Origin of the sequence: Trueperella sp. LYQ143 (assembly GCF_046599595.1) — a bacterium.
GTDB lineage: Bacteria > Actinomycetota > Actinomycetes > Actinomycetales > Actinomycetaceae > Trueperella.
Map to the genome: position 1 here is coordinate 105759 of NZ_JBKIWR010000005.1, position 23676 is coordinate 129434.

General features: G+C 54.2%; 19 protein-coding genes. 7 read left to right on the top strand and 12 right to left on the bottom strand.

Annotation, left to right across the window (positions count from 1 at the left end; all coding sequences use genetic code 11):
* Positions 1 to 264 precede the first annotated feature (264 nt).
* Positions 265 to 1122, bottom strand: a complete 858-nt coding sequence (locus ACLHIL_RS03295) for a phosphogluconate dehydrogenase C-terminal domain-containing protein (protein WP_411296524.1) — start codon at positions 1120 to 1122, stop codon at positions 265 to 267.
* A 123-nt stretch (positions 1123 to 1245) separates the two neighbouring features.
* Positions 1246 to 2073, bottom strand: coding sequence for a sugar phosphate isomerase/epimerase family protein (locus ACLHIL_RS03300; protein WP_411296525.1), 828 nt, complete (start codon positions 2071 to 2073; stop codon positions 1246 to 1248).
* A gap of 349 nt (positions 2074 to 2422) precedes the next feature.
* Here ACLHIL_RS03300 and ACLHIL_RS03305 point away from each other — a divergent pair, with 349 nt between their 5' ends.
* The 3 genes from ACLHIL_RS03305 to ACLHIL_RS03315 all read left to right on the top strand — a co-directional run bounded on the left by ACLHIL_RS03305 (position 2423) and on the right by ACLHIL_RS03315 (position 6007).
* Positions 2423 to 3847: a gluconate:H+ symporter gene (locus ACLHIL_RS03305; protein ID WP_411296526.1), complete on the top strand. Its 1425-nt coding sequence runs from the start codon at positions 2423 to 2425 to the stop codon at positions 3845 to 3847.
* Between the two features lie 130 nt (positions 3848 to 3977).
* Positions 3978 to 4769 carry a FadR/GntR family transcriptional regulator gene (locus ACLHIL_RS03310; RefSeq protein ID WP_411296527.1) on the top strand — a complete coding sequence of 264 codons (792 nt, stop codon included), beginning with the start codon at positions 3978 to 3980 and terminating at the stop codon, positions 4767 to 4769.
* A gap of 536 nt (positions 4770 to 5305) precedes the next feature.
* Positions 5306 to 6007: a GntR family transcriptional regulator gene (locus ACLHIL_RS03315; RefSeq protein ID WP_411296528.1), complete on the top strand. Its 702-nt coding sequence runs from the start codon at positions 5306 to 5308 to the stop codon at positions 6005 to 6007.
* A gap of 583 nt (positions 6008 to 6590) precedes the next feature.
* Here the strand turns inward: ACLHIL_RS03315 and ACLHIL_RS03320 are convergent.
* Complete coding sequence (locus tag ACLHIL_RS03320) at positions 6591 to 7520, bottom strand: sugar phosphate isomerase/epimerase family protein (RefSeq protein ID WP_411296529.1); 930 nt, start codon at positions 7518 to 7520, stop codon at positions 6591 to 6593.
* 417 nt (positions 7521 to 7937) lie between these two features.
* On the opposite strand from ACLHIL_RS03320, the gene ACLHIL_RS03325 reads away from it, so the two are divergent.
* Positions 7938 to 8705: an SDR family NAD(P)-dependent oxidoreductase gene (locus tag ACLHIL_RS03325; protein ID WP_411296530.1), complete on the top strand. Its 768-nt coding sequence runs from the start codon at positions 7938 to 7940 to the stop codon at positions 8703 to 8705.
* 65 nt (positions 8706 to 8770) lie between these two features.
* Positions 8771 to 10138: a GntP family permease gene (locus ACLHIL_RS03330; protein ID WP_411296531.1), complete on the top strand. Its 1368-nt coding sequence runs from the start codon at positions 8771 to 8773 to the stop codon at positions 10136 to 10138.
* A 470-nt stretch (positions 10139 to 10608) separates the two neighbouring features.
* Here ACLHIL_RS03330 and ACLHIL_RS03335 read toward each other — a convergent pair whose 3' ends face one another.
* The 7 genes from ACLHIL_RS03335 to ACLHIL_RS03365 all read right to left on the bottom strand — a co-directional run bounded on the left by ACLHIL_RS03335 (position 10609) and on the right by ACLHIL_RS03365 (position 18985).
* A complete protein-coding gene (locus tag ACLHIL_RS03335; RefSeq protein ID WP_411296532.1) occupies positions 10609 to 13227 on the bottom strand; it encodes an ATP-dependent Clp protease ATP-binding subunit in 2619 nt (872 codons plus the stop codon).
* A 216-nt stretch (positions 13228 to 13443) separates the two neighbouring features.
* Positions 13444 to 14049, bottom strand: a complete 606-nt coding sequence (dtd, locus tag ACLHIL_RS03340; protein ID WP_411296533.1) for a D-aminoacyl-tRNA deacylase — start codon at positions 14047 to 14049, stop codon at positions 13444 to 13446.
* A complete protein-coding gene (locus ACLHIL_RS03345) occupies positions 14049 to 14414 on the bottom strand; it encodes a hypothetical protein (protein ID WP_411296534.1) in 366 nt (121 codons plus the stop codon). Before ACLHIL_RS03345 ends, dtd begins: the two co-directional genes overlap by 1 nt.
* Entirely contained in the window at positions 14411 to 15874 is a 1464-nt protein-coding gene (locus ACLHIL_RS03350) for a YgfZ/GcvT domain-containing protein (protein ID WP_411296535.1), read from the bottom strand. Before ACLHIL_RS03350 ends, ACLHIL_RS03345 begins: the two co-directional genes overlap by 4 nt.
* 11 nt (positions 15875 to 15885) lie before the next feature.
* Complete coding sequence (locus ACLHIL_RS03355) at positions 15886 to 16554, bottom strand: FABP family protein (protein ID WP_411296536.1); 669 nt, start codon at positions 16552 to 16554, stop codon at positions 15886 to 15888.
* A gap of 9 nt (positions 16555 to 16563) precedes the next feature.
* A complete protein-coding gene (locus ACLHIL_RS03360) occupies positions 16564 to 17562 on the bottom strand; it encodes a hypothetical protein (protein ID WP_411296537.1) in 999 nt (332 codons plus the stop codon).
* 565 nt (positions 17563 to 18127) lie between these two features.
* Positions 18128 to 18985: a purine-nucleoside phosphorylase gene (locus ACLHIL_RS03365; protein ID WP_411296538.1), complete on the bottom strand. Its 858-nt coding sequence runs from the start codon at positions 18983 to 18985 to the stop codon at positions 18128 to 18130.
* 252 nt (positions 18986 to 19237) lie between these two features.
* Between ACLHIL_RS03365 and ACLHIL_RS03370 the strand changes: the two genes are divergently transcribed.
* Positions 19238 to 20734, top strand: a complete 1497-nt coding sequence (locus ACLHIL_RS03370; RefSeq protein WP_411296539.1) for a purine-cytosine permease family protein — start codon at positions 19238 to 19240, stop codon at positions 20732 to 20734.
* Between the two features lie 36 nt (positions 20735 to 20770).
* On the opposite strand, the gene ACLHIL_RS03375 is transcribed toward ACLHIL_RS03370, so the two are convergent.
* The gene (locus tag ACLHIL_RS03375; RefSeq protein ID WP_411296540.1) at positions 20771 to 20896 is read right to left on the bottom strand and encodes a hypothetical protein; all 126 of its coding nucleotides are present in this window, start codon (positions 20894 to 20896) and stop codon (positions 20771 to 20773) included.
* A gap of 350 nt (positions 20897 to 21246) precedes the next feature.
* Complete coding sequence (locus ACLHIL_RS03380) at positions 21247 to 22782, bottom strand: alanine/glycine:cation symporter family protein (RefSeq protein WP_411296541.1); 1536 nt, start codon at positions 22780 to 22782, stop codon at positions 21247 to 21249.
* A 264-nt stretch (positions 22783 to 23046) separates the two neighbouring features.
* On the opposite strand from ACLHIL_RS03380, the gene ACLHIL_RS03385 reads away from it, so the two are divergent.
* Positions 23047 to 23676, top strand: a complete 630-nt coding sequence (locus ACLHIL_RS03385) for a DUF47 domain-containing protein (protein ID WP_411296542.1) — start codon at positions 23047 to 23049, stop codon at positions 23674 to 23676.

A 23676-nucleotide genomic window follows, 5' to 3' on the forward strand; every position in this document is an offset into this window, starting at 1 on the left:
GGCTCTTTGGGTAGTTCGCCGGAGCTGATCTGCAACGCTCCGGGTGGCGAATAGATCTTCCCCATTCGCCACCCGACACACGTTTAGAGACGCCTTTTACTACCCAATCACCAAAGATTAAGCACGCGGCGATCAAACTGTGCTTGCGGCTCTTCATTAGCCACTTCACTCACGCACTCGCCCATTGCCGTGCTGCCGCATGGCCACACGAGAAACATTGCAGCACAGCAACACGCCTCGCTCTTCGGTGACGAGTAATCGTTACTATCGTTCGATCTTGTCAATCTCCAACATCTTGGCTAAAACCACATCAAGATCGTCGTCATTAAAGACTTCGCGCCAATTCTCTTTAATGATTCGCTCGCGGCCATACTCCATAGCCAACAAGCAAGCATCAGAGAACGGATTAGAGCCACGCAGCGCGTTCGTCAAAGCAATGTAGACGTGCCCAAAGAACATCGCCTCCACCGATTCCGGCTTCATATCCGTCACTTCAACGGTGTAATCCATGACGTCCTTGAGGAACTGACCGATCATGCAACCAATCGTCTCGTTCAGCGTCGGCTCCAGGACAGCCAAGTCATGAACTGACTCCCAATGCACCTTGATGACCGGCGCAAACATATTGGCGACGACTTCCTCGCCTACTGGCTTCCACTTCTCCGACTCGGTATGCATTGCGGCAAGCACATGCTGCGGAGCGGCAATACCACCGAAGGTATCGGCATACTCTTCGTCCGTCTTGCGCTCTAAGAACACTGACGGGTGCGCCGGATGGCAGACGATGTACGTCAAATCCTCACGAATGAAGAGCTGATTGGCATAAGCGGCTGCCGGATCAAGCGTCAGCACAACCGAATCTGGCTTTTGCAGGGGAACGATCTGCTCAGTGATCGTCTTTAGCGCGCGATCTGGCACGGCGTAGACAACCACATCAGCATCCTTGACCGCTTCTTCCGTGGGGGTGATGGGACGACCGGCTTCCTCCGAACGCTTTGCCGCCGCTTCGGATGCCTCACAGAAATAGACCGTGTATTCCGGATGACGAGCCAGATTTGGCGAGACGCGCATGCCCATCTTACCGCCGGCGCCGATGACTGCGATTGTGAGCTGGGTGGTCATGTTAATTACTCCTTATATGTGTATGGGTAAAATTGGAAAGGGTGCACACCGTAGCGTGCGGCACAGAGAAAACAGCGCGGGGAACATCTTCGTTACCGCCGCATCCACCTTCCCTGTGGAAAGTTATGACGAGCAGTTTGACTCCTCGTAGTTCTTCGCATGTTTCTTAATGACGTCAACCGCATGAGCCGTCCACTCACGTTCGCGCGCAATCGTGGTATCGGGATCTCCTTGCCATACGAGCCAGTGTTCAACGATCTGGCTCATCTGACGCTCAATAGGTCGCACTGCAGCTAATTCAGCCGCATAGTCAAGCAATCCTTCGCCCATCTTTGCTCCGGCATAGGTGAATCCCACCCATCCGGCCTGCCGCGAAAAAGCGAAGTCTTTGACGTGCAAATTGAGAGTGTATGGGGCACAGCGCTCAATCACATCTTTAGGATGCTCTAAGGCTGCTACACAATTCGCCGGATCTAAAGCGATTCCCACACGCGGATGGTCAATGCGCCGAATAATATCGACGAGTTGCTCCGTCGGTAGTTGTTCGTAGGTTTCAAACGCTAGATCGACTTTTAGCTCTTCAAGCCGTGGAAGAACGGAGCGAACGTGCTCAACAACTTCATCGGCGGTAGGCATCCCTGACCCGACTTGGATCATTGACCGCAATACCCGCGCGTCAAGCTGAGCAGCCATATCGAGATAGGTGTTGAGGTGATCGCGGTGTGCGCCTCGAGTACCCAACTCCAGCTCTACCCCATGAGCAGCACTGTAGTCCCGCAGCTCTTCCAAATGTTCTGCAGTGTAGGTTTCGATGACGGGATAGTCACAGATTTGAAAGACGTTGCAGCCGAGTTCTGCCGTTCGGTCAATCATCCCGGGCAAGGTGATCGGGTTTGGGACACGATCAGAACATTCCCAGAACAAAGCATAGGTTCCAATTCCAATACGCATTGACACCTCCATTGGTGATCGTTGTGCGTCGTTCTCGTCCAGTATGGCGCGATCAGAATAATTGGTCAACCAATATTAGCAGATATGACTCACATCACATTAAGGCTGCGTTTTCTATCGATTCTAGATCGCATTTATCCTAGTAATACTAGGGAAAACAGCGGGGTGCCTTAGAATAGGACAACTTCTCCCTCAGCTATTTTACCGCCCCTCCGCCTTATCCAATATCCTATTTTTTCACAAACTCTTCAATTTCGGTTGACCAACTTAAGTAATCAGGTCATACTGGTACACAAGTCGTAGGACTTCCGGCCACGTCACGGGCGACACAGCCGGCACGTAGAGCGCAATGGAGCGCTCGAAACAAGAATGTGAGACAACATTGAGCACGACATATCTCATAGCTGTAGCCATCATTGCGATCGCCTCACTGCTATTACTCGTCATGAAATTTAAATGGCCGGCTTTCGTTGCCTTGATTGCCGTGTCCATCGCAACCGGCCTCGCAGCCGGTATCCCCACCGAAGAAGTTATTGGCACTGCCGTTGCCGGCATGGGCGGCACCCTCGGCTCCGTTGCCATTCTCGTCGGACTTGGTGCCATGCTAGGCGGCGCTATCGAAAAATCAGGTGGCGCTGAGGTTATCACCGAAGCCTTCTCGCGAAAGTTTGGTCGCGAGCGCATCGGTGTCGCCCTCCTCGTCGCCTCAGCATTCGTCGCTATCCCCATCTTCTTCGACGTCGGCTTCATTATTTTGGTGCCGATCATCTTCTCCTTCGCTAAAGCAGCCGGATACCACTCCCCTGCCATCATCGGCATGCCGGTAGCCGTCCTTATGGTGTTTATCCATAACTGCGTTCCGCCACACCCTGGCATCGTCGGAACAACCGCCCTCCTACACGGCAGCCTGGGAATGGTGACCATCGTGGGATTAATCCTCAGCATTCCGGTTGGCTTCGCCGTTCACTTCCTGTTTAAGCGGATCAATAAGCAGGAATTCGCCATGACCCCCGAGGTTGAGCTGCGCTATCAAGAAACCCTTGAGGCCGATCCCGAACACCCACGGGCAACCCTCACCCTTGAGGATGGAACCGTCGTTCGCCGCCCCAGCGCAGGGCTGGTCATCTTCTCTATTTTGCTACCTATCGCGATGATTACCTGCGGCACGATTGGCGCGCTTATCTTCGACAAAGGCAGCATCGGCTACAAGACCACGCAATTCCTGGGCTCATCGCAATTCGCCTTGCTGTTCTCCACTATTTTGGCGTTCTATCTGCTCGGCGTAGCACGCGGATTCTCCACCGCAACGATCTCCAAACTCATGGATGATGCTGTTGGGCCGGCTGCTATCGTCATCTTGGTAACTGGAGCTGGCGGCGTCTTTGCCAAAGTTCTCACTGAATCAGGGGTTGGCAAGGCAGTATCAGACCTCCTACTATCAACTGGCCTACCGATTTTCTTCCTCGCCTTCTTGATTGCGACCGTATTTAAGGTTGCTCAGGGTTCAGGGACGGTGGCCTCCCTGGCGGCGGCTGGCTTAGTCCAAGATGCCGTTCTTCAAGGCGGATACTCTCAGATCCAGGTTGCCCTCATCCTGGCAGCCATCGGTATGGGATCAGTTGCACTATCTCATATCAACGATTCTGGCTTCTGGATTGCAACGAAGTTCATGGGACTATCCGTTCGCGACGGATTGCGCACCTGGTCGGTGGGCGCCACCGTCGGTGGATGGCTCGGCATGATCATCATCTCGATCCTCTGGCTGATCGTCTAACGTCATCCACGAGCATAACCGCTGCTCTGCCCAGCGTATTCCAACGCGCAGAGCAGCGGTTATGTATCTAACCCAAAAGCCGTAGTGGTATTCACATCACATAATCCCCCCGATTCGCCCGGAGCGCGTTATGTTAAATGGCATGGCAGAAAACGGCTACATTCGCAGGCTGACTCGAGAAAAGGGCATTGCTGCCCCGTTGAATCTGACGGTGAACTCTTCCTCAGAGGCAGCAGAAACCGCGCAGCTCATTTTGGTGCGCATCACCTCCGGGGAGTATCTGCCTGGGGATCGCCTCCCTGCCGAGCGAACCATTGCCGAGGAGCTACATACCAGCCGCACTAACGTGCGCGAAGCCTTGAGCGTATTAGAGATTCTTGGCCTCGTCGAGATTATGCCAGGCTCTGGCGCCTACGTTCGATCCGGTGGCGCCGACTTGTTCTCCGATTCTCTCCAATGGACGCTACTCCTCAGCAGCGCCGACTATCCGAACCTGCTGCGTATTCGCTCCGTTCTAGAAATTCTCGCCGTCCAACAGGCAGCCGAGCACCTCGCACAGGATCCTCGCCCTTTGCGCTCTTTGCGTCGGCTACGCGACAGCCTGGAATCGCAAGAGGAACACCTGAGCAACGAGGATATGACGAACTTCGTCACCGCCGACGCCGCATTCCATATTGAAATCGGGACGCTATCGCAGAACCCAACACTCAACAATTTACTTTCCACCCTGCGTCGGCTACTGCAAATCTGGATTCAAAATCAGGTTGATTCCGTTGCCGCCATGCAAGTGGCATACGACGAACATTTGCGGGTCTACCGTGCATTAAGTTCTTCTGATCCACTCAGTGCAGTACAGGTTATGCGCGAACATATGAACTCGGCAAATGAACGTCTCCTTGCCGCAAACGCCAGCAAAGATTAGCCGCGGCGGATACTGGGAACTGATACTGGGATACTAATACTGGCTTGCTCTCCTCTGCTCCTGGCGGCCATAGCGCTACACCGCAAGACCATCCGCGAGCAATGCAGCTTCAATTATTCAATTACGCACGCAAACACACCAGCACCCAAGCAGCATACGGGCGGTTTATCTACTTCAGATTTCCGCCGATCACCACGAAACCGAATTGCCACCTCAAAGCAGCTAACCACCCCCGCACAGCACCCTATAAGCAAAGTGTTAAGTTCTCACCCTTCCTATTCCAACTGACCTACCTACGAAAAGTGCTTTTACCCCTCGGCACTTTCCCGAATAACATCCACAGAAAACGACTCTGATCGGCAGTTATATAGAGCAACGATCATTAGCAGATCAGGTATGACGTGCAATACTGCCAGGAATGTTTGCTCACACAGTGCGTGTTAACTCTATAGACTTAACACGCAGCACATAGCGCTGCACACAGATAAGTCGCATAATGTCAATATCTTCAATTTGGTTATCCGGTGGGAGGATACATGCTAGAACGCAAAGCCCTACGCGACGGCGTCTCCTCTGCAATTTTAGATCTCCTCGTCTCAGGTCACTTCGGTCCAGGTGACTCGCTGAGTATTGAGGGTCTCGCAAAACGCTTCGGCGTCTCTCCCACTCCAGTCCGAGAAGCTCTGGCCGAGCTAGAACACACCGGCTTAGTAACACGCGCCGCCCTCAAGGGATACCGCGTCGCACCGCCCATTACTGCCGAGCAAATCCGTCAGTTAGTGGATGTGCGTATCATCCTAGAAGTTTCTGCACTAGAACGCGCGTACCCACACCGTGCAGACATGCGCGACCGCCTTCTGACCACCCTCGAATCGCACCGGCGCGCCGCCCAAGATCTGCTGGCCGCCCACGACGGCGATACCTTGCCCTCTTACAAAGCATATTTCGCCGAGGATTGGGGCTTACATCAGGTATTCCTTGACTACTGCGACAATCAATACCTATCTGATATGACGAATTCTTTGTCATTTAATATGCATCGCATGCGCCAAGCCGTCGGTACGAACACCACCGACGCTGAAGACGCAGTGCGGGAGCACGAGGCTGTCGTTGAAGCTTTCCTCAACGGTTCACTCGAAGAGGCAAAAGCTGCACTGGTCACCCACCTACGCGGAGTTCTCGAACGTTCAGTTTCTGACGTGGAAAAGGCACATCCGGAGGCTGGCACGCGCAAATAATTGCGCGCATCGATAGTAGCCCAGTATCTAGCAACGCCGATAGCAATCCAGAAATATGCCGCGTCCTAGCTGCGTTCCATCGGCGTATTCGCCGACCTGCCGCATAGTAGCGCCCAGCCCCCATCACAGCTACGCACCGCCCCTCTTAAAAGCGTGCCATCTGAGGCTAGCGGCGGTAATACCCGCAGCTAAACCCATAACCTCGGGGTATTAGGCAAAATGTGTGGGCGGAATGTAACCCTGGCTATGTTCTAGTGCGGCAAGCTCTCAGCACATCTTAGTAACCATACATGACAGAAAGAATTAGCTTTGACCACCGCAAAACATTGAGAAGATACTGCCGTGCAAGAGGTGATAGGTAGCGCAGGACCGCTCGCCGACGCTGAGGTCCGTCGGTTTTCCTCAGCTTTTACTGTTATGGCACATCCTGCTTGCCACCGAAAGGCATGTGAGGCACGGGAACATACCTATGCACCTACGGTAGCGGCACGTTATTTATGGCGAATACCAATGTGGGGCGCGGGAACACAACGACCCACACCCCACATTCGCTATAGCCGACATCTCGACGTCGAGCTGCTCACTACTCCTCAATCAGATACATCGCATTGCGCAAAACTCCGCGAATAAACGCCATATTCTTTGCTCCGACGCTCAGCCAGTCGCCACCGTAATGCTCCGTTTGGAACACTCCACGATAGCCGGAAGCAACTGCTTGTCGGATAATCATGCGGTAGTCAATAAGCCCATCCTCCAGCGGAACAGGGAAGGAGAAGTAGGCTCCCGTGGCTGGATCAAAGTCCCGCATATAGTTCTTAATATGCCAGAAATTGATATACGGCATAACCAGATCAAAGCTTTCCTGCCACGGATCAATCTCCCGATGCAGTCGAATCAGATTCCCGAAATCCGGGTTGATTCCTAAGCCCTGTGGGCCACAATCCTCAATGAACTGGACGGCGTCACGCGCACTGCCCAAGAAAGTATCCTCATAGATTTCCAGGGAAATCTCCATATCGTTGCGCAAGGCATGATCGCCCAACTCACGGATACGCTCCAGAGCCAGATCCCGCTTCGCAGGGTCATCCTTATGCCCGTCAACATGCCAGAACCACAGCGCCTTTTCCTGCTCTGGCGTCAAGGCCTGCATAAAGCCGATATTAACGATCTTCGCACCCAGTTCGCGCCCACGATCCAACATCCGATGCATGGATTCCACATGCGCTTGCCCATTTTTATCATCAATAGGCGAGCGGCGACCGAAGGAGATAGCCGGCACTTTCACGTCGAATTCATCCAGCAGCCCACAAAACTCTGCGAAGCGCTCATCAGAAATATCGGCAAGCTGGATCCAATCATCAATGGGATCAATGTATTTATATCCCATGTCTGCCACCTGGCGAATCTGATCCGCCCATACGGATACTGGCGCGTCATTAACGTGCCGCCCCTGCGCGTCGCGAGCAGGGAAGTTCATCTTGGCCGCAATTGGCCACGTCTCAGCGGTATACATCGTTGTACCCTTTCAGTTTCGAATTCAGCGCGATAACATTCCCCTGCTCTAAGGAGTAGAACAACGCCATACGCCGTGCACTCGTCGAGTCATGAATCTACATTCGACATCAAACATTCTATAGGATTTTCGTCAATTGCGATGCGTGAGCGGCACACATGGGCAAATATCCAGCGCCTACGGTAGAGAATCGCACGGTTTCACGAATGTTTTAATCTCTAACCCACATCTATTAAATATGATATAGGATCTATTCTGTGGCGATTGGCTACAGGCTCTCAAAGTCGAGATCCCCTACCCCGCTAACCGCCTTCTCAAGCGAAGAAGCTGGATGAATAACCGACGACCTGCCGTACATTCCATGAGCTTCTCTACCTGAGAGCCACAAGACAATGACCTAGTTACAAGGAGCATGACATGACCTACCCCACCGAAAAAGCTGCAGTTGTCACCGGCGTTGGCGCCCCGTCAGGAATTGGCCGCCACATTGCTCGTCGGCTTTTGAAAGACGGATTCGACGTTGCCGTGGGCGACATCCAATTCGATAACGTTGATTCATTCGTCGAGGAAATCCGCACCGAATTCCCCGAGCGGAAAATCATCGGCCTGCACCTGGACGTCTCCTGCGAAAAATCCGTCACACAGGCATACGAAAAAGTCGCAGCAGAGCTCCCCCAGCTCGTCGCCCTCGTCAATCCCGCCGGTATCGCCTGCCCCATCGCTATGGAAGACATCAGCGTCGAAGAATTTGATCGCGTTTTTAACGTCAATTGCCGCGGCACCATGCTCATGATGCGTGGCGCATACAAACTCATGAAGCCACACGGCCTAGGGCGAATGGTTAACTTCTCCTCCATCACCGCTTACGATGGCGGCGGCACCTTCTCGAAATCCACGTATGCTGGCGCTAAGGCCGCCATTATCGGCCTCACCCGTGGCGGCGCCCGTGAATTTGGCATACATGGCGTGACGGTAAACGTCATCGCCCCTGGGCCAATTGACACCGAAATCATGGGCGGAAAGCTCACCGACGAGCGCAAAGCCGCTATGTCCTCGAATATCCCGCTAGGTCGCGTTGGCCAGCCCGAAGAAATCGCTGCCCTGTGCTCGTTCCTCGTCTCTGAGGATTCCTCCTTTGTTAACGGCGACGTCATCAACGCCGACGGCGGAAAGCACATGCACTAATCCAGCTCATACCTGCACCGCTTTCCTGTATTGCCACAGGAAAGTACAGATAAGGAGGTCCTGTGATGAGCCCAGGATTAATGATTGTCCACCTCGTACTGGCAATTGCGATCATTTTGATCGGCATTATCGTCCTCAAACTCAATGCCGCTATCTCTATGGTTATTGCCTCCGTCTATCTCGGCATCGCCGTCGGTCTACCACTGATGGAAACCGTTGACGCAGTAGGTAAAGGATTTGGCAATATGATGGCAGGAATCGGCCTGCCCATCGGATTCGGCATCATATTGGGGCAATTGCTCTCAGATTCGGGCGGCGCAAACGTTATTGCGGAAAAAATTATGGCGGCGCTACCGGAACGTCGAGCTATCTGGGGTGTATCGCTGGCGGGTTTCATCCTGTCAATCCCCGTCTTTTTCGACGTCACTTTCGTGATCCTTATTCCCATCGGCATCACCATCGCAGCCCGAATCAACGTCAAAATGGCCTACGTTACTGGCCTGCTGACGATTGGGGCAACCACTGCGCACTGCGTCGTGCCACCTACGCCCAATCCCCTAGCCGCAGCCGAGATATTCAAATTTGATCTCGGAATCATGCTCGGTGTCGGCCTGGTGGTCGGGTTGATTACTGTGATTTTGTCGAATTTCATCTACATCTGGATCCATGACAAGTTCAAGATCTGGAACGAGAAGAAAGACGTCAATCACTCCTCAAACGTCACAGCTGAGCTGATCGCCCGACGGGAAGCCGGATTAGAATCGGGAACGCAGCGCCCATCCCTGCTGCTCGCCCTGGTTCCTATCATCGTCCCCATCGTGTGTATTCTCGTCGGGACGGTGGGCAAAGCCCTGTTTGATACTCAACCCGTATGGTCGAAATTCCTAGGCGACAAGACCATCGCTATGCTGCTGGGAACCCTAGGAGCCTATGCGATTTCAGCGAAGTACATCGGCCGCAACAAGCTGGAAGATTCCGCCGGTGAAGGTCTGAAATCTGCCGGTGTCGTGCTGCTGATTACCGGCGCTGGTGGCGCTTTCGCCAACGTTATTGCCACCGCTGGCGTGGGAGATTCGATCTTGTCACTGCTGAACACTGGCACAAGTTCCAAACTCGCAGCCATGTTCCTTGCTTTCACTATCGGTCTGATTTTCCGAGTTGCTCAAGGCTCGGGAACAGTGGCCGGCATGACGGCAATGACGATCATGGCCTCAATGGCGCCCGCTATCGGTATTCATCCGGTGTGGATTGCGCTGGCATGCCTTTCCGGTGGAAACTCGATTGGTCACGTCAACGATTCGGGCTTCTGGGTGGCGACGAATATGTCCGGGTTAACCGTCACCGGCGGGCTAAAAACCTACACCCTCGGTTCGTTCATCTCGGCAATTTTGATCTTCATTCAAGCGCTACTTGGCGCAATGATTATCGGATAACGAGCATACATACCGCTTAGGCGTGACCGTCAGAAAGACGATAAGGCGTCACGCAGATAGAGCAGTAAATCGCAATGGAGCTGCTTGTCAGGAAGGATTCCCTTTCGGCAAGCAGCTCCATTGCACTGTGTCTTGCGGTTATACGATTTTTTCTCGTCAGCAGCTTCGCTTTACTTTTCCGTCACGGTTCCCCGATGTGAGCGGGTATCCGTTTTAAGAACGGACGCGCTTTCGAGCTTTATATTTCGTCATCCCGCTGCGGCATTTTGTGATCGGTGCAGCAAAACTGAAAGATATTCAGGTTTATTCTTCAGAAGATGCAAAAGCCCAGGGTGCATAATGTCTAAGCACCCTGGGCTCGATGATTTTATTGCACCATCTAGCGGTGTTTTATGCGGCATCTAGCAGCGCCGTATCGCGACAGCCAACAATCTGGCAACGCGCACACGTGCTAAACGCCGGTGGGCTCGCTACTCCTCGGCCAGCCCAGTGCCGGGATCCATTGCCCGCTGCGAGCGTTCCGCGTCATCATAGTTCGCTTCACCCTCCGGCACAATTGAGGTCGGCTGCGCTAAACCGTCAATCTCTTCCGCATCCGGCGACGGCTGCACCGCAACCGGCAACTGGTACTCCGAATCATGCCCCGCGAAAGTGAAAGTCTTAGGAGTGGCACTCGCATCCACATCCACGACGATCGTCTGCCCCTTCGTGAACTCACCAAACAGCAAACGCTCAGAAAGCGCATCCTCGATCTCCCGCTGGATTGCCCGACGCAACGGACGCGCACCCAACACCGGATCGTAGCCGCGATCCGCTAACAACTGCTTCGCGTCTTCCGTCAGGACAATCGACATACCCTGATCCCACAAACGCGCACCCAACTTGGCAATCATCAGATCGACAATCTGCAAAATCTCTTCGCGCTGTAACTGCGGGAACACGATGATGTCATCGACACGGTTCAAGAACTCTGGCCGGAAATGATTCTTCAACTCCTCCGACACCCGCGACTTCATCCGCTCATACGAGGTGCGCGTATCGGCATCGAACTGGAAACCAGTTTGCACACCCTTCGCAATATCTTTCGTTCCCAAGTTCGTCGTCATAATAATAATCGTGTTCTTGAAATCGACGACGCGCCCCTGAGAATCCGTCAGACGCCCCTCTTCCAAAATCTGCAACAACGAGTTGAACAGATCCTGGTGAGCCTTCTCGATCTCATCGAACAGCACGACGGAGAACGGCTTACGGCGCACCTTTTCCGTTAGCTGACCGCCCTCGTCATAGCCGACATATCCCGGAGGCGCACCAAACAGCCGCGAAACTGTGTGCTTCTCGGAGAACTCCGACATATCCAAAGTAATGAGGGAATCTTCATCACCGAACAGGAACTCTGCCAATGCCTTAGCCAATTCCGTCTTACCGACGCCCGTCGGACCAGCGAAAATGAACGAGCCACCCGGGCGGTTGGGATCCTTCAAACCAGCGCGCGTCCGGCGAATAGCCTGCGACAACGCAGTAACCGCCTCGTACTGACCAATCACACGCTTGTGCAACTCGTCTTCCATGCGCAGCAACTTCGCCGACTCCGCTTCCGTGAGCTTAAAGACTGGAATACCCGTGGACATCGACAGCACTTCAGTAATGAGATCCTCATCCACCACCGAGACAACATCCAGATCGCCCTCTTTCCAGGCACGTTCCCGCTCCTGGCGCTTCTCGATTAACTGCTGTTCCTCATCACGTAACGAAGCCGCCCGCTCGAAATCCTGCCCGTCAATCGAGGCCTCCTTGAGACGCTTAATATTCGCGATTTCTTCATCCAGTTCACGTAATTCTGGCGGCGCAGTCATCTTCCGAATCGCTAAACGCGCCCCCGCCTCATCAATCAAATCAATCGCTTTATCCGGCAAGAAACGGTCATTAATATAACGATCAGCCAACATCGCAGCCGACTCCAAGGCCTCATCCGTGATCGTCACACGATGGAAAGCCTCATAGCGATCCCGCAATCCTTCCAGAATTGCAATCGTCTCTTTCACCGAGGGTTCATCTACCTGGATTGGCTGGAACCGACGCTCCAATGCCGCATCCTTCTCAATGTATTTGCGGTATTCATCAAGTGTTGTTGCCCCGATGATCTGCAACTCGCCCCGAGCCATCATCGGCTTCAACAAAGACGCCGCATCCAATGCACCCTCTGCTGCACCAGCTCCGACCAGCGTATGCACCTCGTCGATAAACAAAATAATATCGCCGCGCGAATTGATCTCCTTCAAGATCTTCTTCATACGCTCTTCAAAATCACCGCGATAGCGCGACCCAGCAACCAAGGATCCCATATCCAAGGAATACAGTTGCTTCTCTTTGAGCGTTTCCGGCACATTCCCAGCAGCGATAGCCTGCGATAGCCCTTCGACAACCGCCGTCTTACCCACACCAGGCTCACCAATCAAAACCGGATTGTTCTTCGTCCGACGGGACAGCACCTGCATAACTCGCTGCGTCTCCGTATGACGGCCAATGACTGGATCAAGCTTATTTTCACGCGCGGCCTGGGTGAGATTGCGACCGAACTGGTCAAGGATCGTCGAACCAGCCTTTTGACCTTCCCGCGGCCCGCCGCCACCGACGCCCACAGCTTCCTTACCCTGATAGCCAGAAAGCATCTGCGTGACCTGCTGACGAATCTGTTGCAGATCAGCACCTAGTTTCACCAAAACCTGAACTGCCACGCCATCTTGCTCGCGACACAAGCCCAAGAGCAGATGTTCCGTGCCGATATAGGAATGACCTAATTGCAGACCTTCCCGCATGGCATACTCAAGGACTTTCTTTGCACGTGGAGTAAAGGGGATATGACCCGTCGGCTGCTCTTGACCCTCACCAATAATCTCAATCACGCGCTCTTGAACAGCCTCGTAGGTGATCCCCAGAGATTCCAGCGCCTTTGCAGCGACGCCTTCACCTTCCTTAATTAGACCCAGCAAGATATGCTCCGTGCCGAGATAGCTATTCTTCAAGCTGCGTGCGGATTCCTGAGCGAGCACGATGACTCGCCGTGCACGATCGGTAAACCGTTCAAACAATGTACGACTCCTCGTCCAGATGATTGCCGCCTGGGCAGGTGCAGTCTACCCAGTGGTCCTTTCTTAACAGTAAACGAGGAGCTATTGAATCTACGGTGCTATTTCGCCGCAGGCGTGAGAAATTGCGGGTAAATCCGGAGCTTATGCCCAGCTACACCGCATGCAGACGATCAAATTTCCGCGTTAGCGCAGATCTCACCGGATCCCATCGCCCATTTAGACCTCGGCAATAATCGTCATCGGCCCATCGTTAACTAATTCGACGTCCATCATCGCGCCAAATTCTCCGGTATGCACCTCAACACCGTGTGCTCGCAAGGTCTGAACGAGCTGGTCAAAGAGTGGCTCAGCCACTGGAGCTGGCGCCGCATGAGACCATGACGGTTTACGCCCTTTGCGCACATCGGCATATAACGTGAACTGAGAAACGAGCAGCACCGGAGCGCCACTATCCTCAACGCTGACCCGATCCCGCGCGTCATCACTACCGCAAGGAGCACGCAACAGTTTCAACTGCGCGATTTTGCGCGCCATCTTCGCTACCTGCTCTGGGCCGTCCCCATGAGTGATACCAATAAGCACACACAATCCAGAACCAATCTGCCCTACAAGCCGCCCTGCCGGCTCTGCCAGCACATCTACCTGCGATAATCCTTGAGAGGAGGAGGGCATCCGTGCCACCGACGTCGCGAGCGCCCCACTACCGCTAGCACACTGAGTATCGCTATGCGATCCGCCAGTTTCCGGATACTGGTATTCCTCCGGCACATCGTCATGCACACGAACGCTGGCCCGCTTCACCCGCTGAATAACCGCTCGCATTACCAGCCTCCTCGCGATCCGCGCCCGCCACGGAATCCGCCGCGAGGCCCCAACCTTGAGCGTTCTGGACCCAGGTAATACACCAAAGCAATAATTAACAGCAAACTAATCCACGTCGCCCCCGGTATCCACAACGGGAGAAACCACAAGGCCGCATAAACTAATCCCCCGATCCCTAACAATCGCACCCAAAACTGTTGAGATCGGGACGCATTGTAGAACTGGGAGCGCGGGCGGGTGAGCGCGTCAGCGAACGCCAACGCAAAACAGGCCACAATAATCAGCGGTAACACCACGTTCAACAGTACCGAGAAAGTATGCGATATTCCGTAAATCAGCTTTCCGTGCACCACCACCAGGGTCATAATGTGCCTCCACAATCGCCGTGCGGCTTTCTCTCAGGCATATCACCTACATGCTCCGCCTGCTGCCTGGCTGATCCCTGCGCCATATCAGAACCAACTCGACCAATCCCCCGACGGAGATTCACACCCGGATGTTGCGGCAAGGACACCGACGACTTCCCATCCGCACTGACGATCACCTGCTGCGAGGCACAAAACTGCCCAACCTGCAGCACCGCCTCAGCACTGGTATTGCGTTTGATAAGCGCTAACGCAACTGGCCCCTCATCTACATCCCGTGCCACTGACGTCAGATAGCCGACGTTGCGATCTCCAAGAAAAACCGGCGTGCCCGGCTCCGGCAGATCACCGTCAGGCCCTTCAAGATATAGATAGGTCAGGCGTCGCGGCGGCTTACCAAGATTAACGAGCTTCGCCACCGTCTCCTGCCCGCGATAACACCCCTTATTGAGATGAACGGCCGTGCGTAACCAATCGAGTTCATGCGGTAAAACACCAGCATTCCAGGCACGATACGCCCCTGAATGCGCGCCGGCAGGCACCTGATCGCTCCCATGATCTCCCTCCACAGCCGAGGAATGATCTCGTAGCCGCGTATCAACCTCTGCGGCTAAGCGTGGCCGCCAATGCCGAATACGCAATGCTTCCCACGCCATCACCCCAGCCATCGGCATATTTTCTTGCCGACACCATTCACGCACATCCGCCTCGGCGATACCCGCTCCACGCATATCCCGCTGAGCCGCACCTGGCGTAGCATTTCCCAACTCAGCCCTAACCAGCGCAGAAGTCTCCACGTCAACTCCCGACCGAGGAATAACACATAGTATTCGTTGAACACCATATCCAGGATGGCGCTCATCGCTCACCCCGTAATGCGCCCCGCCGGCGCGTACCCGCGGCCACGAATCTACCCAGATAATCTGGCTAGCTCGCACCACAAAATCTGGTACTGCTTCGCGAGCACACATCACGCCAACAACATCGCAAGCCACTGGTTCTACCGTCACGCGCAACATAAAACGCATAGACTCCAGAAAAGACACCAGCCCCTCCGAGTAGCCATGATCGGTAATGAGCCAGGTATATTCCCCATCATCAACCACGCCAGCCGCATATTGAATATGCCCATGCGGATCAAGAATCAGTAACTCGCCACTCTCCCCAGGCACTAAAGATTCCATATCGCAGGTCGTGAGGTTATGTAACCATTTCGTGCGATCTACACCGCCCACCCGAATCACCTCGTGGTAGCTCAGATCGCACAATGCCCGCCCATCAAGCAACATATTCTGCTCGGCAAACGGATTGCCATAATGCGCTGGAACACCCAGCTCCTCGTCATACACCGCACCATTTACCGCCGACCTCGCATTACCCGTCAGCTCCGGAAAGACGCAGGACTCACCCGCTGGGGTACTTCCCCCGTCGGAAGATGATCTGGGTTGTGTTGCTGCCATCGCCCGACCTATTAGCTTTCGCTCAGATCTGCTGGCGTAGCGGAACTACGTGGCTCATCGCCCAGCTCGCCATCACTAAACTGGCTCGCTGGCGCGTCAACCTCATCATTAAATTGCCGCGATAACCGCCCTGCTAAATAGCTTCGCATGGGTGAGCCAAAGGCCTCCATGTCATAGGCGTAGAAGAGATCCGACGCAACATTTCCAGCAATCAGTTTGGCCCCATCAAGCTGCGCGCCGCTACTGGAACGCACAATCGTATCCGTAACCATCTGCAAACGCGGGCCGTTAATAAGCCCCACCCACAGTTGCGCAGTCCCGCTCGGAGCGGCAAGCATCGCTTCCAACTCGCTCGCCCCATCTGCACGCTTGCTCGCCTGCGGATTAACTCGCAGATAGCCAGTTACCGCGCTCCACAACCGCGCTTTCGTCAAGGAGTTGTACGTGTATTGCCCGGAGGCTTCTTTATCCACTGCTTCAGCCGGCTCATGCGCTAACCAAATACGAGACATAAGCCGCACGTATGGTCCGGCATCACGCGCGTCAATCGTCAATTCATGAAGATACGCCGCCGGTTCAATACCCTCGTATTCAAGGACGCCACCACCACACCACGAGTCAAGCAGCCAGGCAATCGGATAGTTTTCCGGCGCAAGATTTTCTGGAAGTCGAATAGCCATAGGGCTAGATTAAACGACAAACCAGGTCAACACCCAGCCGACAACGCCCACGGCGCAATGGACCGACACAGCTTTCGTCACCCCATGAATCCACGGTAACGGCGGGGAAACATTACGTAAGGCCCGACGCATAACCGCATACGCCACCGCCACTGCAATCCCACTGGCTATTCCTACCGCCCACAGCCAGCCTACATGCCGACCAAGCGGCATTTCCGCCAGCCCAAGACCACTCAACCCACCGACGATCGCGCCATTGAGAATTGCCAGAAGATCAGTGCGTGGCGAATCCACACAATAAATAATTGCGCACACCGCAATACTGACAGCTATCATCCATCCAACCGCAATGCCCGCGTTCGCCGAACTCACCCCGAGAAGATCATTCGTGCGCGGCAAATTCGCCCCCAGCGACACTTTTCCTGGCTGGTGGGTCAGCTCCCCAAGCCGAGCGACATGAATCCACAGCGACGCGCACACAATAAACAAAGCGCCAGCAGCACCAGCAGAAATATGCTCAATGAGTTTTCCTCGACCATCGCGACGGCACATCTGCCCGATAAATGAGGCGATAATCGCGCCCGCAGCAACCATCATCGTCGTATCAATCGACCCGAAATAGGCTGCCAGCACTGCACAAGGCAAGGTCAACAACATCACGATCCGAGTAACCCGACGGTTATCCAAACCCAAAAGCACCGGCCAGCCAGGAATGAGTAACAACCCGATGAGGCTCACGACAATAGCAGTGGCCCGAACCCCTAATCCCATGCCAAGAGCTAGCAAAAGTGCACATCCGACGCTAACTGCAGCCCACATGACAAGTGAATATTGGCCATGCCGAGGGCGCAATGGCGCCAGCGGATCAAAAACCTTCCCGATAGCGTTTCGCATGCGCACACCACGACCACCAGCAGCCGCAGAGGAATCCACGGCAACAGGGTGAGCCGCCAATCCTGCAGACACGGCAGGCGGAACGGCAGATTCTGGGTGGGCCGACAACGTCATATTCGTAATACTAATGCCCCAAGGACCACACCGACGAGCTGAGCACACCCCAAAGCCTGCGCGTGGACTCTACCAGAGCCGACGCAGATTGGCAGGCACAACCAGACACATACGAAAAACGTGCAGACAAGCACCGACGAAGAAAGAAAACGTGCGGTGCATAAACATGACATCTGCAGTAAAAATCAGTTACGCTGGCAACACGACACCGGATCGCGAAAGCCCCGGGCTCCAAATATTTGCCGCTACGAGCGGCCTTCGCGCCGACTGGCGCTCTCAGGTTCGGTGTCCATCCAAAAGGGGTCACACGCGAGTGTGACCCCTTTTGGATGAGATATGTGCGGTTAGCCAGTTAGTCTTTACTGGCTAACCGCACTCGCACTATCTGATAACCGCGCTCGTAGCGGCTGGCACTGCCACTTTCTACACCCAGCTACGTGCTACGTGCCGAAGCGAAAACCCGAACCCTGATCCCCATCAGCACAACCACATACGCACCTGCCCTACCGCGATTCGCCGCAGGGCACAGCGTTACCGATCTGCCACACTGATGGAGTTATTCGCGTTATTCGCCGTCACTACCCTCACCAGCCAGAACCTGTAGCACCCGCTCAATCCCCGCACGCACTGTGCCATGTGCGCGCTGAGCAGCAGCAACCACCTCGGCGGGATCCGTCGGCGCATCAGCAAAAGATAGATCAGAAACCACTGACATCCCACACACCCGCACGTTAAGAGCATGCAACATGATTGCTTCCATGATGGTAGACATGCCCACGCAGTCAATCCCCATGTGCGCCAAAATCTGCGTCTCCAAGCGCGTCTGATATTCTGGCCCCCGCAAAAACCCGTAGGAGCCCTGACGTTGGCACACCTGAGCGAGCTCAGCAGTCAAAGCACTATCCCACACACCAGAAATATCAACAAAAACGGGACCATCAAAGGGAGATACTCCGGCAAGATTAACGTGGTCGTTGACCGCAACCACATCACCCAACTCCCAATCACGCAAACATCCGTTGGCATTGCACAAAATCGCCGCACGAATTCCAGCCGCATAGGCAACTTTAGCCAACGCCGTAACCGCATCGACACCATGCCCCTCATAGACGTGCGTGCGCCCAAGAGCCACACCGACGCATAACCCCGTCCCTCCGGCATCCCGATAAATTCGGAATTCATCTGCATGACCATCAGCAACCGGAGCATAAACCGTCGGAATATCACTCAAAGCCAGCGTTTTCGTCGGTTCACCCCACGCACGGCCTAAAGTATCAGCCAATCCGGATCCCAGAACCACCAAAACATCCAATGGGCCTCCTGCCTGCTCACGCAGCCACGCACCACCTTCGCGGCTGTCCTGCGTCACTACATCATCGGCACACCGTGCAACACTCATCGTCGGTTCCTCTTTCCCGTCCATAGCAATCCATCCCTACATCTGCTTCGCCTACATCTGCTTCGCCTGGTATCCCCTGATTTCGCGCCCTTATTTCTCGGCCGTATCCGCCCTGACACGCACATTGCACACCGAACAACGTCCTCGTCGTTCAACCAAAACAGACCTATTCAGTGTAAACCTCCAAAGGAAGATATGGAGTACAATTTTGCCCACGCTACTGAGCGTATTCGCACACCGAAGATCCGACAGCACTCCGGATAAGGAGGAGGAAAAATGGAAAACCACGATTCTGCAGCAGAATCTACGGGACGTTCCGGTATTGAATTAACAGGCATCGAAATCGTCTCCGAAGAAGAGCGTTACGCCAAACCCCACCAGCTATTTTTGCCGTGGTTTGCCTCAAACATCTCAGTCTTTGGCATGAGCTATGGCGCCTGGGTACTTGGATTTGGTATCTCATTCTGGCAGGCAACAATTATGACAATCATCGGCGTGATCTTGTCGTTCGCTATCTGCGGCGTGATCGCGCTCGGCGGCAAACGCGGCTCGGTTCCCACCATGGTCATGTCACGTTCAGCATTCGGCGTGCAAGGCGCCAAAATCCCTGGCGTCATCTCCTGGCTCACCTCAATCGGTTGGGAAACCTCCCTTGCCATCACTGCTGTTTTGGCAACAGCAACCATCTTTGAGCGCCTAGGCTGGGTCGGCTCGGATCACACCGCCATCTCCATCATCGCCGCGATTATCGTTGCGGCACTCATCGTCCTTGGCGCAGTTGCTGGCTATCACATCATCATGAAGATGCAGGCAGTCTTAACCTGGCTGACGGGCATCACCACAATCATCTACGTCATTCTCGTCGTCCCATCCATCAAGTGGGACGTCCTATTCTCCGTTCCCTCCGGAACACTGCCAGCCATGATCGGCGCTATGACAATGGTTATGACGGGTATGGGTCTAGGATGGGTCAACATCGCTGCTGACTGGGCACGCTACCAATCTCGCGATTCCAAGGGCTCCCAGATCATTTTCTGGAACACCCTTGGCGGCTCTCTTGGGCCGGTCGTCCTGATTACCTTCGGTCTCATGCTGGCTGGTTCATCCCAAGATCTCTCTAACAACATTGGCATGGATCCCATCGGCGCCTTGGCTACCCTGCTGCCCACGTGGTTCCTCGTGCCATTCCTACTGACGGCAATCCTCTCGCTCCTTTCCGGCGCAATCAACGGTATTTATTCCTCTGGTCTGACGCTGCTGACCTTAGGTATCAAGGTGCCGCGTCCATTGGCGTCCTTGATTGACGGCGTTATCTTGACCTTGGGCACGGTTTACGTCGTGTTCTACGCACCGAGCTTCATTGAGCCGTTCCAATCCTTCCTTATCACCCTCGGTGTGCCCTTGGCTGCCTGGGCTGGTATTATGATGGCCGATATTACGCTGCGTAAGAAGTTCTACGACGAGTACGCCTTGTTCAACTCATCTGGTCGCTACGGAGCAGTGAACTGGCTAGCATTGGCCATCATTGGCGTGTGCTGTGTGGTCGGCTGGGGTCTGGTTATCAACTCCTACGCCGACGCTGCCGCATGGAACAACTGGCAGGGCTACCTGCTATTCCTTATCGGCGGCAAAGAGGGCGTTTGGGCATCCGGCAATATCGGCGTGATTGTTTCGCTCATCTTGGGATTCGGCGGGTATTTCGCCCTGTGCGCTGGTCGAGTTCGCCAGCAGGAAGCAACCCAGTCAGATGAGGGATCGCGGATCGCCAACTAATTGATTGAGCCCATGAGCCCAATTAACTCATTGATCTCAAACCCAATTGCCCACTGGATCGTTACGTGCCACCCATTGCTTGGCACGTAGCGGTTCACCTGGCCAGTTACACAAGGAATGAGCGAAGATCGCCAGCGGATAGTCAGGCTGGCTGGGAATCACCGATGAGTATTAGAAATCTCAGAATCGCTCATATAAGGGCGACGATCACCTAAGGATTGTGGGGAGGAAAGGGCTTACCCTTTCCTCCCCACAATCCTATGCGCAATCTCTAGGAAAAATTCGTTTTCTCGTTGTTCTCTTGCCCTTTTCTCGCCGCACTAGGTAGCGCAACTTCTCTCCCGATATTTTCGGAACCCCTCTTCTCACTCTCAGCCTTTTCCGCCACGCTTCCTGGGCTGACAGCCGAGGAGTGGCATACTTCCCGTCCACCCCCATTCGCAACATATCCAGGCAGATCATTGCGTTTTTAGCCGCGCGTATTAACCCGCACAGTTTTCCTTATGCAATATCTAGCTGAGGTGCTGCGCCGACTCGACAGCCTTCTCCCAGGCCTTTGCGTCATAATCCCTCGGCACATCTAATGCATCTGGTTGAAAAACCGGCTCGATAACGCGAATCATCCGAGCACCATCACGAGATGCCACTTCTAGGTAGCCATTTCGCCGGATGCGCGCAACCTGGCTCTCATAATCACGCATCGCTACAATCACCCACGAGCCCAGAGCGAGAACGGTGAAAAGGTTTATCATCGTCACGACGAACATCGTCAGATCCATCAACGCCCAGACGAACGTCAACGCCAGTAGCGCTCCCAATGCCGAGAACACAATCGTCAGCACTTTCGCCGCGAAATGCACCTTCGCGCCAGCGCGCAAAAAGACCAGCGAGGCCTCACCATAGGCGTATGCGCCAAGAATCGAGGAAAAACCAAAGAAGAAAATAATGATCGCTATCGGCCACGCCATCCACGCCCCCAAGCTCTGAGTAATCGCCGATGTCGTCAAATGCCCAGCATCGTCAGGGCTAAGAACAGTTCGATCGAGCAAACCGGAAGTCATAATAATAAATCCGGTGGCCGTACAGATCACCATCGTGTCAAAAAACACGCCAAGGGATTGAATCAGTCCCTGCTGAACTGGATGAGCAACCGTTGCCGTGGCAGCCGCATTCGGATTCGTCCCCATACCAGCTTCATTGGAGAATAATCCTCGGCGCAAACCATTCATTATCGCAGCCATAATTCCGCCCGCCACTCCGGCTGCGGCTTCCCGCATACCAAAAGCCGAGAGGAATACGTCGGTAAAGAATTGCGGAATCTGCCGGAAATTCACAGCAACGACGCTCAGTGCCACGACGAGATAAACCACCGCCATAATCGGTGAGATAAATTCCGTTGCCCGCGCAACGCTTCGCACCCCGCCAAGTAACACTAAGGCCGCAAGGATCGAGACAACCACTGCAGTCACCCACGCCGGAACATCGCGCGATGCCGCCATAACCTGTGCAATCGTATTGGATTGCACCATAGGCATAGCGACGACCATCGTGAACACCATGGCGAGAGTAAACACAATCGCCAACGATCGCGATTTCAACCCATAGCGCATGTAGGCCATCGGCCCGCCGCGGAACGTCCCGTCATGATGTGGGATTTTGAAGATTTGCGCCAGCGTCGCCTCCGCAAACGCAGTCGCCATCCCGAGGAAAGCCGCAACCCACATCCAAAATAGTGCGCCTGGCCCACCGAGAATCAGAGCTAAAGCAACGCCGGTAATATTCCCAATTCCGATACGGGTTGCCATTCCGATCGCAAAGGCCTGGAAGGAAGATATACCCCCATTTGCGCCTTTACGTGAACGCATAAGATAGCAAAACATCGCCGAAAAATGGCGAACCTGCAGAGCCCGCGAACGCAGCGTCAGATAGATACCCGTACCGGCCAGGCACGCGATCATGACATAGGTGTACAGCCAATCACTCACCGACGATAGTGCCTGTGTTGCCGGACCTGTCACCTCATGAAACCATTGTTGAATCGCGTCCAATGCTGTGTCCTTTCGTTAGGTGCGTGCCGCTAGGCGCATGGTTAACGTGGATACCTTGCCACAAAGTCAATGCCTCACTGTGCCCTGCTCACCATGTGACATGCCACCCCAAAATAGCTAATCGTCAGTAAAAACCAGAAATCGGTGGCGAACTTCAAAAAGGGAATGTGCCTTAAGTCTTTGCTCGGTTAATACATCGTGCCGTACTCTGGTTTTACGTAAACCATACCCACTGTTGTACATACGCAGAGGAAACTAACGCCCATGGGTAATTTATTTGGTCGCTTTAAGGGCCAGCATGAAGTTCAAAAGCTCCTTAATGAACAAGCAAACCATCTCGTCCGTGCCGCGGCCGCGCTCTCGGAACTGACGAGCGCCGATCCGGCAGCGCGCCCTAAGCTGAATATCCAGCTTCACGAAATTGAAAACGACGCTGATTCTGCCTCGCATCAGGTTCTCCAGGAGATTGGCACCAGCTTCGTGTTGCCCTTCGACCGCGGCGACCTTATCAATCTCACTGGTCAGATTGATAACTGTGTTGACATGATCGACGAAGCCGGCAATAACGTCGTGCTCTACAAGATCGAGGATCTTCCGGAGAAGATCTTTGAAATGACGGATATTATCCGTTCTTGCGCCGAACGTGCCGTCAACGCAGTAGGCAAGTTACAGCGCATCGACCAGTCCATTCGTTCGGAGTGGTTGGAGATTAACAATCTGGAAAACCGCGCCGATACGCTCTATCTCGATATGGTTGTTGAGCTGTTCAACTCTGACGCAGATGCGAAAGAGATTATTGTGCGCAAGATCCTGCTGGATTCCTTTGAAGCCGCAGTCGATTCATTTGAAGAGCTCGCCTCTTGGATTGAGCTCCTGACGTTGAAGGAGTCCTAA